The organism is Phaeobacter sp. A36a-5a, assembly GCF_037911135.1.
In the GTDB taxonomy this organism is placed as follows: domain Bacteria; phylum Pseudomonadota; class Alphaproteobacteria; order Rhodobacterales; family Rhodobacteraceae; genus Phaeobacter; species Phaeobacter bryozoorum.
In genome coordinates, this window is the sequence record NZ_JBBLYU010000001.1 from 732,731 (window position 1) to 744,390 (window position 11,660).

Annotated in this window: 11 protein-coding genes, 1 tRNA gene and 1 riboswitch; of the genes, 4 read left to right on the forward strand and 8 right to left on the reverse strand. The window is 63.3% G+C overall.

The genetic code is table 11. The features are described 5' to 3' along the window. Positions 1-115: 115 nt before the first annotated feature. Positions 116-192: transfer RNA gene (locus tag WLQ66_RS03420), tRNA-His, on the forward strand. Positions 193-308: 116 nt separating this feature from the next. Here the strand turns inward: WLQ66_RS03420 and WLQ66_RS03425 are convergent. Continuing rightward, positions 309-623 (reverse strand): DUF6476 family protein, encoded by a 315-nt coding sequence (locus tag WLQ66_RS03425; protein WP_340544990.1) that lies wholly within the window; start codon positions 621-623, stop codon positions 309-311. Here WLQ66_RS03425 and WLQ66_RS03430 point away from each other — a divergent pair. From WLQ66_RS03430 to WLQ66_RS03440, 3 genes are all read left to right on the forward strand, one after another. Continuing rightward, positions 622-1,656, forward strand: a complete 1,035-nt coding sequence (locus WLQ66_RS03430; RefSeq protein ID WP_340544991.1) for an RluA family pseudouridine synthase — start codon at positions 622-624, stop codon at positions 1,654-1,656. The two genes, WLQ66_RS03425 and WLQ66_RS03430, sit on opposite strands and share 2 nt — an antisense overlap. A 220-nt stretch (positions 1,657-1,876) precedes the next feature. After that, positions 1,877-2,773 (forward strand): RNA polymerase sigma factor RpoH, encoded by an 897-nt coding sequence (gene rpoH, locus WLQ66_RS03435; RefSeq protein WP_340544992.1) that lies wholly within the window; start codon positions 1,877-1,879, stop codon positions 2,771-2,773. A 263-nt stretch (positions 2,774-3,036) separates the two neighbouring features. Then, positions 3,037-4,971, forward strand: a complete 1,935-nt coding sequence (locus WLQ66_RS03440) for a methyl-accepting chemotaxis protein (RefSeq protein ID WP_340544993.1) — start codon at positions 3,037-3,039, stop codon at positions 4,969-4,971. A gap of 293 nt (positions 4,972-5,264) precedes the next feature. Here WLQ66_RS03440 and thiD read toward each other — a convergent pair whose 3' ends face one another. From thiD to thiC, 7 genes are read right to left on the reverse strand one after another with little or no spacing between them, the layout of a single operon-like run. Then, positions 5,265-6,059, reverse strand: a complete 795-nt coding sequence (gene thiD, locus WLQ66_RS03445) for a bifunctional hydroxymethylpyrimidine kinase/phosphomethylpyrimidine kinase (protein ID WP_340544994.1) — start codon at positions 6,057-6,059, stop codon at positions 5,265-5,267. After that, the gene (locus WLQ66_RS03450) at positions 6,056-7,045 is read right to left on the reverse strand and encodes a ThiF family adenylyltransferase (RefSeq protein WP_340544995.1); all 990 of its coding nucleotides are present in this window, start codon (positions 7,043-7,045) and stop codon (positions 6,056-6,058) included. The genes thiD and WLQ66_RS03450 overlap by 4 nt, the downstream gene beginning before the upstream one ends. Further along, positions 7,021-7,614, reverse strand: coding sequence for a thiamine phosphate synthase (locus tag WLQ66_RS03455; protein ID WP_340544996.1), 594 nt, complete (start codon positions 7,612-7,614; stop codon positions 7,021-7,023). Before WLQ66_RS03455 ends, WLQ66_RS03450 begins: the two co-directional genes overlap by 25 nt. 31 nt (positions 7,615-7,645) lie before the next feature. After that, a complete protein-coding gene (locus tag WLQ66_RS03460) occupies positions 7,646-8,413 on the reverse strand; it encodes a thiazole synthase (protein WP_340544997.1) in 768 nt (255 codons plus the stop codon). A 2-nt stretch (positions 8,414-8,415) separates the two neighbouring features. Continuing rightward, complete coding sequence (gene thiS / locus WLQ66_RS03465) at positions 8,416-8,613, reverse strand: sulfur carrier protein ThiS (RefSeq protein ID WP_340544998.1); 198 nt, start codon at positions 8,611-8,613, stop codon at positions 8,416-8,418. After that, positions 8,582-9,556: an FAD-dependent oxidoreductase gene (locus tag WLQ66_RS03470; RefSeq protein ID WP_340544999.1), complete on the reverse strand. Its 975-nt coding sequence runs from the start codon at positions 9,554-9,556 to the stop codon at positions 8,582-8,584. The genes thiS and WLQ66_RS03470 overlap by 32 nt, the downstream gene beginning before the upstream one ends. Beyond that, a complete protein-coding gene (gene thiC / locus WLQ66_RS03475; RefSeq protein WP_340545000.1) occupies positions 9,553-11,367 on the reverse strand; it encodes a phosphomethylpyrimidine synthase ThiC in 1,815 nt (604 codons plus the stop codon). Before thiC ends, WLQ66_RS03470 begins: the two co-directional genes overlap by 4 nt. 121 nt (positions 11,368-11,488) lie before the next feature. Continuing rightward, a riboswitch (TPP riboswitch) is annotated at positions 11,489-11,617 on the reverse strand. Between the last annotated feature and the right edge of the window lie 43 nt (positions 11,618-11,660).

Below are 11,660 nucleotides of genomic sequence, written 5' to 3' on the forward strand. Positions count from 1 at the left end.
TCGCGGGCGGGGCAGAAGATCGCAAGCGTGACGGCAAATCTCTTCACATTCGGGGTAAAAAACTTGCCGCTTGCCTCTTGCGCTCTCATCGCCCCTGTATTAAATCGCCCTCAGTGCCGCCTTAGCTCAGTTGGTTAGAGCGCCTGATTGTGGATCAGGAGGTCCCCCGTTCGAGCCGGGGAGGTGGTACCACCCTTCAGCTGAGATTAATATAACCACATCGGACCGCCAGAGGCACGACGCCTGTTTTTATGTCGGTAATTCAGCAGCTTACCCCGGGTCAGCTTACATGAACGAGCCGGTGAAGATCAGTCGCCGACCGGTTGGATCGCCACGCGTTGTTCGATTGCACCGCTCAGATTGTTCAGGATCAGGATCTCATCCCCATCGGTGACCACAGCAATCCAGCCGTCGCCAAAGGTCACGGCGCGGGCGCTGATCCCCGCTGGCAGCGTCACCGTTTCGGGCAGCTTTGGACCTGACGCAGACAAACGGATGACAAGCAGGGTCAGAACCACTAAGAACCCGCAAATCATGATCACCGTTAATGTGGTCACCATCCGCCGCAGGAACACCAGCTGGGGCGGTTCACTTTGAATATCTGTCTCAGAAGGATGTGTCATGGCCCGCCGCCGGATCGAGTTTGTCATCGCGGAGAACCCGCCTAAACGGCTTGATAAAGCGGTTTCGCGTGATGTGCCAGAGGAAGCCACCCTGTCGCGCACCCGTCTGGCGCGGCTGATCGAGGCTGGGCAGCTGCAGGTCAATGGCACGGTCGTGACCGACCCCAAGGCCAAGATCGAGGAAGGTGCGCTGATCGAGATCACCGTGGAAGAGGCCGAGGACAGCCACATCGGCCCCGAGGATATCCCGCTTGAGGTGATCTATGAGGATGACGATCTGATCGTTGTCAACAAACCCGCAGGCATGGTTGTCCATCCCGCCCCCGGAACACCATCGGGCACGCTGGTCAACGCATTGCTGCACCATTGCGGCGATAACCTCTCCGGCGTTGGTGGCGTCAAACGCCCCGGCATCGTGCACCGCATCGACAAGGAGACCAGCGGGCTGCTGGTGGTCGCGAAATCCGATGCCGCCCATCAGGGTTTGGCCGCTCAATTCGAGAAACATACGGTCGAACGCTATTACCGCGCTATCTGTTATGGTGTGCCGGATGCCAATGATCCGCGCCTGCGCGGGGTAAAGGGGACGAGCTTTGAACCTGGCAATATCCTCAAACTGACCACACAACTCGCGCGCCATAGAACCGACCGGCAGCGGCAGGCGGTGCTGTTCCAGGGCGGCCGCCATGCTGTCACCCGCGCCCGTATCGTCGACAGCTACGGCACGCCGCCGGTGGTGGCGCTGATCGAATGCTGGCTGGAAACCGGCCGCACCCATCAGATCCGGGTGCATATGGCCCACGCAGGCCATGGGCTGGTCGGCGATCCTGTCTATGGCGGCAAGCGCAAACTTGCCGCAAAATCGCTGCCCGAGGCCACCGCGGCGGCCATCCAGTCATTCCCGCGTCAGGCACTACATGCTGCGGTTCTGGGCTTTGTCCATCCTGTCACCGGTGACGACATGCGATTTGAAGCGCCGGTACCAGAAGATATGACAGATCTGCTGCAAATGTTGGCAACGCCTGCGGAATAATCACGCCTGCGATCAGCGAGCTCCTGATTTATTGCAGAAAAACCGAGATCCCGCCGCGCGTTGCGGCGGGTCGATGGTCTGCAACTTGCTGTGAACTTCGTCACAGACCGCTTTTCTTATGATTCCTATAAGAGATAAACTTGGCAACTCTTGAACGGGGCTGTGCGTTAACCCATATGACGAGATGTTAAGTCCTTATACATTGGGAGGGACACAAAGAATGGCAAATTATGCAAATCTGCCCGCACCGACACCCGAAGGCGGGCTGAACCGGTACCTTCAGGAAATCCGCAAGTTCCCGCTGTTGGAACCGGAAGAGGAATATATGCTGGCCAAGCGCTGGGTCGAAGAGCAGGACAGTGCCTCGGCCCATAAGATGGTGACATCGCACCTGCGTCTGGCGGCGAAAATTGCCATGGGCTATCGCGGCTATGGTCTGCCGCAGGCCGAGGTGATCTCCGAAGCCAATGTCGGTTTGATGCAGGCGGTCAAACGCTTTGATCCCGAAAAGGGCTTTCGCCTGGCAACCTATGCCATGTGGTGGATCCGCGCCTCGATCCAGGAATATATCCTGCGGTCCTGGTCGCTGGTGAAACTCGGCACCACCTCGGCGCAGAAGAAGCTGTTCTTCAATCTGCGCAAGGCCAAGGCCCGTATCGGCGCGCTGGAGGAGGGCGACCTGCACCCCGACACCGTCAAGAAGATCGCCACCGACCTCGGCGTGACCGAGACGGAGGTGATTTCGATGAACCGGCGGATGTCCGGCGGCGATGCCTCTCTCAATGCCACCGTCGGCAGCGAGGGCGAAGGCACGATGCAGTGGCAGGACTGGCTGGAGGATGAGGATGCTGATCAGGCCGGCGACTACGAGGCGCGCGATGAGCTTGAGGCCCGCCGCGAGCTGCTCGCCAATGCACTGGATGTGCTCAACGATCGCGAGAAGGATATTCTGACGCAGCGCCGACTGGCCGATCAGGCGAAAACGCTGGAGGACCTCAGCACGCAATATGGCGTCAGCCGCGAGCGTATCCGCCAGATCGAGGTGCGCGCCTTCGAGAAACTTCAAAAGAAGATGCGCGAGCTGGCGTCCGAGAAGGGCATGTTGCCGGTGAGCTGATACGTCCGGAGCGGCCCGCGAATCGCAGATTGAACGGCCCCCTTTGCGGGGCCGTTTTTCCTGTGTCGCGAGGGGCGCCACAGCGCCGCCGCGACCAGCTGCGGCCCGAGGCGGGCGAAGGTTTCCAAACTCTTAAGATAAGAGATTGAAATTCTATGCAATAATGGCGTGAAGCCTGCGATTTTGGGTCTTTGCCTAACGCTTTGTTAGGGGCGCCGGTCCTAGTGTTCGGGGATGTAATTCCTCAAAGGACCAAGTAACCGATGCCGTCCATATTCTTTCGTCTTCCCATCCGTATCTACGCTGTGGTGGCGATGGCACTCGCGCTCTCTGTGCTGCTGACCGTCCTGCTGCTGTCACGCGCAGTCGACAACGCCTATGCCATGCGCGACCGTGAGCTCAGCAATATCATCGATACCTCAATCAGCCTGCTTGCCGATCTTGAGGTGCGGGTACAGTCTGGTGAGCTGACAGCCGAGGAGGCGCGCGCTCAGGGCCGTGAGGTGATTGAGAAAATTCGCTTCGAAACCTCCGGCTACCTCTTTGCATTCGACAAGGAACTTATCGTGCGTGCGCACCCCATGGTGCCAGACTGGGTCGGCACTGACCGGTCCGGCTTCGAAGACGTGAAGGGTATCAAGGTGTTCCAGGAGCTGGGCAAGGTTGCCGCAGCTGATGGTGCCGGCTCGGTCCGCTATTGGTTCCAGAAACCGGGTCAGACCACTCCAGAGCAGAAAATCGGCTATGTGAAGGCCTTTGAACCCTGGGGCTGGGTCATTGGCACCGGCTCCTATGTCTCTGACATTCGGGTGGATCTTGCCCAGATGCGGACCGAAGCGATGGCCACCCTCGCGATCAGCCTGATTCTTCTGGTGATTGCCTCGACGGTCCTGCTGCGCAGTGTTACCGGCCCGATCAACGGTCTGAAGGCGCGGATGGCCACGATGGCCGACGGCGAGACGGCGACGGATGTACCCTATACTCGGGCGCGCAGCGAAATTGGCGAAATGGCCCGAACGCTGGAGGCATTCCGCGGGAAGCTGCAGGAGCAAGACGTGCTGAAAGGCCAGCAGCAGACCCGCGACGCCGAGCGGTCCGATGTTGTGTCGATCATCTCCAGCCGTCTCGCGGCACTGTCGCAGGGCGATCTGACCGTGCGTATCAACGAGACCCTGCCGGAGGATTACGCCCAGCTGCAGCGTGACTTCAACCGCACCGCGGAAACGCTGAGCGCCACTGTGACCCAGGTGATCGACACTGCCGAAAGCATCCGCAACGGCGCCAATGAGATCAGCCAGGCCTCCGACGACCTGTCCAACCGCACCGAAAGCCAGGCCGCCACGCTGGAGGAAACCGCCGCCGCCCTGGACGAGATGACGGCCAGCGTGAAATCCGCCGCCGAAGGTGCCCGCAGTGTCGAAAGCATCATGCAGGAAGCCAAACAGGAGGCCGAAACAAGTGGCACCGTGGTGCAGAGCGCCGTCTCCGCAATGACCGAGATCGAGCAGTCCTCGACCCATATTTCGCAGATCATCGGGGTGATTGACGACATCGCCTTCCAGACCAACCTTCTGGCGCTGAACGCCGGTGTCGAGGCCGCGCGGGCCGGCGAGGCGGGCAAGGGCTTTGCCGTGGTCGCCAGCGAGGTGCGCGCCCTGGCGCAGCGGTCCTCGGATGCGGCGATGGAGATCAAGACGCTGATCGGCGACAGCACCAAGCAGGTGGAGCGGGGCGTTGATCTGGTGGGCAAAACCGGCGACGCGCTGCAAAGCATCGTGGAGCGGGTCGGTCATATCTCGAAACTGGTTTCGGGCATCGCAACCGGTGCCAGCGAACAGTCGACCGGTCTGCATGAGATCAACACCGGCGTGACCCAGCTTGACCAGGTCACCCAGCAGAACGCCGCCATGGTCGAAGAGGCCACTGCCGCCGGGCATATGCTCAATGCCGATGCCACCAAGCTGGCCCAGCTGGTCGCCCATTTCCGGGTCGCGGCGGGGGGCAGACCGGCCTCGGAACCTGCCCGCAAGACCCCAGCAGCGGCCCCGGCGCCGCGGGTCACCAGAAATGACCCCAAACCGGCGGCGCCCAGTGCCCATGGCGATGACTGGGATCTGGAGGCGGTGAAACCGACCCCGGCCCCGGCGGTCGCCAGCACCAGTGGCAACGCGGCCAAGGATATCTGGCAGGATTTCTGACCCGGAAACGGGCCTTGAAAGCCAGAACTTCAACGACCGAGACAGAGACCGCGCCGGATCATCCCGGCGCGGTTTTTCCATGCCAGCGGTATGGGTGGCGCCTGCCGCGATGATGCCGCGATTCCCCAGTGCTCCAGTGCCATGATCCATCGGCCCTGGTGTCGCGCCGGATGCCGATCGTCGCGATCAACGGCCAATGTCAGTCTCAAAGCGCTCCAGAAATCTGCGGCTGGAAACCGACATCACAGCAGGGAGCACCGGAAACAGGCGGCGGGGAACCGACCATGCGCCAATCAGGCAGGGATCTCTTTCAGCCACTCATGCACATAGTCGCCAGCCGCCCGGCAGGCTGTCTCGATCTTTTGCGCTGCCATCAGCTGGACTGCGATTGCGGTGGCCAGGGTGCAGCCGGTGCCGCGCTTGGTCTGTTTCAGTCTTGGCCGCGGGAAGGCGACATGGGTGGCGTCGCAGAAAAGATGGTCCACTGCCATCGCGTCGGTCCCATGTCCTCCTTTGATCAGAACTGCTCCGGCGCCCGCCTGGTGAAGCTGGCGCGCCTGCGCTGCCATGCCGAAGTGCTGCGGGTCAAAGCGGCTCCCACCGCCCGGAACTGCGCCGTGCAAGCCTGGGCATAGCTGCGATGCTTCGTGCAAGTTGGGGGTGATCAGATCGGCGCGGGCCATTAACGGTGCCAGATCACCGGCGTGCATCAGCCGACCGCCTGAACTGCTGCGCAGAACCGGATCCAGCACAACCGCACAACTCGGCGGGAGCAACCGCGCCAGAGTTGCGGCAATTGCCTCGGCAGCTGCCGCGCTTCCGACCATGCCGATCTTCACCGCGCTGATCGGGCCGGTCTCAACAGCGGCCTGTATCTGACCCAGAATACCGTCAACCGGCGTCGGGTAGATCTCCTGCAAGGCCTGGTTGGTCTGCACGGTCACGGCTGTCACCACCGGTCGCAGGCTCAGCGATCGGGCCGCGAACTGCGGGATCATGCGGGCCATCGCCGTGGCGGCGGCGATATCACGGGTCAGCCCGGCGCCGCCGCTGCTGTCGGTGCCTGCGATGATCAGCAGCGCGCTCATTGCCGCCGCCCCGCTGCCAAGAGCGCCAGATCTCCGGCAAAGTCAGGCGCAAGCTCCGCCGCCTTGCGCCAGGCCCGCAGGCCACTATGACAGGCAAGCACAACCCGGCGGTCCGTCGGCAGATCAGCCGCCGTCAACCGATCCGGCAGGATGCGGACGGCGGTCGTCGTGGCCGGTTCAGCGGCCTCATCCTCCGGGCGCAATTCTATCACGTAATCGGCGGCGGTCAGGCTGTTCATCCCGATAAAGGGCAGCGACCGCGCAGGCTCTGCAGCCGTGGCGAAATCAAACCCGCCCATCTGAAGCCCGGCAAAGTCGAGGCTCAACATCCGCCCCAGCGGGGTTGGCTGATGGCCCAGTAGCAACTTCAGGGCAAGCTGTGCCTGCAGGGCGCCAATCACCCCGACAACCGGCCCCATAATCCCGGCACTGGCGCAGGTAGCGCTCCTGTCGGTTGGGTCGGGGAAGACGGCGCGCAGCGAGGGGCCGCCCCCGCAAAAGACGCCGACATAACCCGATTGCGCCAGTGCCGACGCACTGATCAGCGGACGCCCCAGCTGCTGACAGCAATCCGAAAGCGTGTAGGACACCGCATAGCTGTCGGCAGCATCTATCACCAGATCGGCCGGGCCGACCGCAGCGGCGACATTGTCCGGTGTCAGGTCGCGTGCATGGGGGTGCAGCCGCAGCTCCGGCGCCATTGCCATCAGCCGCCTGCGCGCGGCCTCGACCTTGTAGCGACCAACGTCCGCAAATGTATAGAGTGGCTGGCGTGGCAGGTTGGTTGCCTCAACCAGGTCCCCGTCCATCACCGTGATTTCGCCAATACCGGCACCGGCAAGATATTGCAGAACCGGACAGCCAAGCCCGCCGGCCCCGACAACAAGAATATGGGCGCTGGCCAGCCTCTGCTGTCCCTCGGCGCCCACCTCCGGCAAAGCGGTCTGGCGGTCAAAGCGGCTCATCTCGCGCAGGCCCGGATCCATTCCAGGGTCCGCGCCTCCGGGTTGGCGGCCTGCTGGATATCCGTCACCACGGCAGCGCTGTCTGCACCTGCGGCAAAGACCCCGGGCAGGCGTTCGGGCGTCAGCCCGCCAATGGCAACCAGCGGTGTGTCTCCCGCCATCGCTTTCCACCGGCGCACCCGGTCAAGCCCCTGTGGGGCCCATTTCATCTGTTTCAGCAGGGTTTCATAAACCGGACCAAGCGCCACATACTCAGGGCCATGGGCGAGGGCGCGCTCCAGCTCCGCTACGTCATGGGTCGACAGGCCAAATCGCACGCCCTTGCGGCGCAGGGCCTCGAAATCGGCCGTGTCCATGTCTTCCTGTCCCAGGTGCACAAAGCTGCAGTTCAGATCCAGTGCGGCCTGCCAATAGTCATTGACCACCAGCTGCGCGCCATGCACGGCGCAGAAATCCCGCGCGCGGGCAATCTGGCGACGGATCTCCGGCTCCGGCAGGTCTTTCAGCCGCAGCTGCACAAGGCGCACCCCATGGGGAACCAGCAGTTCCAATTGGCTGACATGACCAACGATCAGGTAAAAACGCTCCATTGTCGTCTCCGTGAATAAGGGGGGGCGCAGCTCAGCTTAGCGCTGCGAGGCCAAGAACAGGGGTGGAGGGCACCGCCATATCGCGCCGCTCCATCGGGTCTGCGTGATATCCGGCGCGCCCGGCCGCAATCGCCAGCGCCATGGCGCGCGCCATTCCGGCAGGATCTCCGGCCTTGGCCACAGCGGTGTTCAGCAGCACGGCATCCATGCCCAGCTCCATCGCCTGCGTCGCATCCGACGGGCGGCCAATGCCCGCATCCACGATCAGCGGCACCTCAGGGAAATAGGCCCGCATCGCGCGCAGGCCATCCGGGTTGCGCAAGCCCTGACCGGATCCGATCGGCGCCCCCCAGGGCATCAGCACCTCACAGCCCGCCTCAAGGAGTTTCTCTCCGACCACCAGATCGTCGGTGGTGTAGGGAAAGACCTGAAACCCATCGTCAGACAGCGTACGCGCGGCCTCGACCAACCCGAACACATCCGGTTGCAGCGTGTCGCAATGGCCGATCACTTCCAGCTTGATCCAGGGCGTGCCGAACAGCTCGCGCGCCATCTGGGCGGTGGTCACTGCTTCCTGCACGGAGTGGCAGCCTGCGGTGTTGGGCAGGATGCGGCAGCCGGTATCGCGCAGGCCGTCCCAGAATCCCGCGCCGGAGCCATCAGCGGTCTCGCGCCGCAGGGACACGGTGATGATTTCGCAGCCACTGGTTCTGATTGCCTCGCTCAGGACCACAGGCGAGGGGTATTGGGCGGTGCCCAGCAGCAGCCGCGAGGTGATCTCTTCTCCATAGATCTGCATCGTTATCCCCCCTGCATCGGGGCGAGCACTTCGATGCGGTCGCCCTCGTTAAGCTCGGTGTCAGCGCGTCGGGTGCGGGCCACAAAGGCGCCATTCAGCGCGGTGGCGACCGATGGGCTGATATAGCCCAGCTCGCGCAGCGCAGCTTCCAGCGTCCGGGCGCTCACCTCATGCGCTTTGGCGTTCACGGTGATGTTCATCTGATGTCTCCGGTCTGAGGCGGTCCGCCACCTGCTGCGCCATCGCGGGCGCCAGCAGAAATCCGTGGCGGTACAGCCCATTGAGGAATAGCGTCCCGCCGTCCTGATGAAGGCGGGGCAGATTGTCGGCAAAGGCGGGGCGCAGCCCGGCGCCTGTTTCCACAACGCTGGCCTCGGCAAAGCCCGGGTGCAGGGTGAAGGCTGCATTCAGCAGCTCGCTGAGCGAGCGCAGGGTAACGGGACGGGTGGATGTGCTTTCAACCATGGTGCCGCCGATCATGAACAGCCCGTCGCCGCGTGGGACGAGGTACAGCGGTATTCTCGGGTGCAGCAGCCGCAGGGTGCGGGTGAGCATGACCTCCGGGCAGTGCAGTATCGCCATCTCTCCGCGCACAGGCCGCAGGCCCGTTAGCCGGTCGGCGGCGGCGATGCCCCGGCAGTCGATATCAACGCTTCCCGGCGCATCAGCCCCCAGACAGATCTCAACGCCAAGCGCAGAGACCGCAGCCGCCAGATCCCGGATCGCCTGTCGCGGGTCCAGATGTGCCTCCTGCTCAAAGAACAGCCCCTGCGCAAACCGCCCCGCCAGCGCCGGCTCCATCGTCGCGATCTCGGCCTCGTCCACGCCCCGATGCCCGGTGGTGCGGCGGGCAAAGCGGGTCAGCTCGGCCCGGTCGCGGGCAGGCGCCACCATCAGCGTGCCGCGCCTGTGGACGCTCGTGACCTTGGCCCACCAGTCGATGGCGCGGCCACCGAGGGTGATCACCGCCTCCTCGGCGCTTTCGCGTTCGCACCAGGGGGCGAGCATGCCGCCGGCATAGCGCGCGACACTGCCTGCACCGATCGCAGCCGCGCGTTCGTAGATCCGCACGGTGGCCCCGCGCTGCGCCAGCTCATAGGCGCAGGCGAGACCGGCGAGGCCTGCGCCTGCGATGGTGATCATTCCGCCGGTTCCGCAGCCTCAGGTGCAGGCACATAGAGCTCGCCGCCCTCGCGGAACTTGGCCGCCATTGCCTCCATGCCTTCCTTCTGCGCTTCGGCGCGGATGTCGTGGCTGATCCGCATGGAGCAGAACTTCGGCCCGCACATGGAGCAGAAATGCGCAACCTTATGGGCCTGTTTCGGCAGAGTCTGGTCGTGGAATTCGCGCGCAGTATCCGGGTCCAGCGACAGGTTGAACTGATCCTCCCAGCGGAACTCAAACCGCGCGCGGGAGAGCGCATCATCGCGGCGCTGCGCCCCCGGCAGACCCTTGGCCAGATCGGCGGCATGGGCTGCGATCTTATAGGTGATCACGCCGGTTTTCACGTCGTCCCGGTCAGGCAGGCCCAGGTGCTCCTTCGGCGTCACGTAGCACAGCATCGCGCAGCCGAACCAGCCGATCATCGCCGCCCCGATGCCGCTGGTGATGTGGTCATAGCCCGGCGCGATGTCGGTGGTCAGCGGCCCCAGCGTATAGAACGGCGCCTCGTGGCAGCACTCCAGCTGCTTGTCCATGTTTTCCTTGATCTTGTGCATGGCGACATGGCCCGGCCCCTCGATCATCACCTGGCAATCCTTGGCCCAAGCAATCTTGGTGAGTTCCCCAAGGGTTTCCAGCTCGGCAAACTGCGCCTCGTCATTGGCATCGGCGATGGAGCCGGGGCGCAAGCCATCACCCAAGGAGAAGCTCACGTCATACTGGCGGCAGATGTCGCAGATCTCCTCGAAATGCTCATAGAGGAAGCTCTCTTTGTGGTGATGCAGGCACCACTTTGCCATGATTGAGCCGCCGCGCGAGACGATCCCTGTCACCCGGTTCACGGTCATCGGCACCATGTGCAGCCGCACGCCCGCATGAATGGTGAAGTAATCGACGCCCTGTTCCGCCTGCTCGATCAGCGTGTCGCGGAACACTTCCCAGGTCAGGTCCTCGGCGATGCCATTCACCTTCTCCAGCGCCTGATAGATCGGCACGGTGCCGATCGGCACCGGCGAGTTGCGCACGATCCATTCGCGGGTGTTGTGGATGTTGCGCCCCGTGGACAGGTCCATCACCGTGTCAGCACCCCAGCGGATCGCCCAGACCAGCTTGTCCACCTCTTCCTCCATTGAGGAGGTGACAGCAGAGGTGCCCATATTGGCGTTGATCTTCACCTTGAAATTGCGGCCGATGATCATCGGCTCGAGTTCGGGGTGGTTGATGTTGGCCGGGATGATGGCGCGACCGGCGGCGATTTCGGAGCGAACGAATTCCGGAGTCACGTAGTCGGGGATATTGGCGCCAAAGTCATTGCCGTCGCGTTTGCCGTGGCAGGGCGACAGCTCGCGCAGCTGGTTTTCGCGGATCGCCACGAATTCCATTTCCGGCGTGATGATACCGGCGCGGGCATAGGCCAGCTGGGTTGGCGCGGCGCCGTCCTTGCCGCGCAGCGGGGCAGGCTTCACCGGGAACTCAGGCACCAGCCGGTCGCCCTCGACAAAACCGTTGTCCTCTGGCTTCACATCGCGGCCCTGATAGCTCTCGACGTCGCCGCGCGCGAGGGTCCACTGGCGGCGCAGGGCGGGCAGGCCCTGTCGGATATCGGTCAGCACATCCGGGTCGGTGTAGGGGCCGGAGCTGTCATAGACCGGCAGCGGCGCCTCGCCCGCAGTGGGGTGGGTGGCGATCTCGCGCATCGGCACGCGGATGTCCTGATGGACCTCGCCTGCAACGTAGATCTTGCGCGATGCGGGCAGGCCACCTGTGGTGATCTTTGGGTTGGGGACGTTCATTATGGTGCTCCTCGAAGCCTAGACTCAGAAAAGACACCAGATGAGGCTTGGCTCGGGAAACAGAGAGCGCGCGGCCCTCTTGTTCGGTCAACGCAGGGTGGTCGGGGTGTATTTGTCCCGGCGCCGTGCATGCCTAGCTTCCTACGCCAGTATCAACTGGGTCAGGTTCAAAGGGTCGCGCCGCCGGTTTGGGTTGCCCCGCACCAAAACGCCTCTCAGTCCCCTTGGCGGGACTCCCCTGCGTGCCTTAGGGGTAGGGGAGATGCTGTCATCCCGTCAACCTGTTATTTTAT

Bases quoted from the DNA above. Each gene is read 5' to 3' on its own strand.
- WLQ66_RS03430 (WP_340544991.1), top strand. From the start codon at position 622: ATGGCCCGCCGCCGGATCGAGTTTGTCATCGCGGAGAACCCGCCTAAA.
- WLQ66_RS03425 (WP_340544990.1), bottom strand. From the start codon at position 623: ATGACACATCCTTCTGAGACAGATATTCAAAGTGAACCGCCCCAGCTG.
- rpoH (WP_340544992.1), top strand. From the start codon at position 1,877: ATGGCAAATTATGCAAATCTGCCCGCACCGACACCCGAAGGCGGGCTG.
- WLQ66_RS03440 (WP_340544993.1), top strand. From the start codon at position 3,037: ATGCCGTCCATATTCTTTCGTCTTCCCATCCGTATCTACGCTGTGGTG.
- thiD (WP_340544994.1), bottom strand. From the start codon at position 6,059: ATGAGCGCGCTGCTGATCATCGCAGGCACCGACAGCAGCGGCGGCGCC.
- WLQ66_RS03450 (WP_340544995.1), bottom strand. From the start codon at position 7,045: ATGGATCCGGGCCTGCGCGAGATGAGCCGCTTTGACCGCCAGACCGCT.
- WLQ66_RS03455 (WP_340544996.1), bottom strand. From the start codon at position 7,614: ATGGAGCGTTTTTACCTGATCGTTGGTCATGTCAGCCAATTGGAACTG.
- WLQ66_RS03460 (WP_340544997.1), bottom strand. From the start codon at position 8,413: ATGCAGATCTATGGAGAAGAGATCACCTCGCGGCTGCTGCTGGGCACC.
- thiS (WP_340544998.1), bottom strand. From the start codon at position 8,613: ATGAACATCACCGTGAACGCCAAAGCGCATGAGGTGAGCGCCCGGACG.
- WLQ66_RS03470 (WP_340544999.1), bottom strand. From the start codon at position 9,556: ATGATCACCATCGCAGGCGCAGGCCTCGCCGGTCTCGCCTGCGCCTAT.
- thiC (WP_340545000.1), bottom strand. From the start codon at position 11,367: ATGAACGTCCCCAACCCAAAGATCACCACAGGTGGCCTGCCCGCATCG.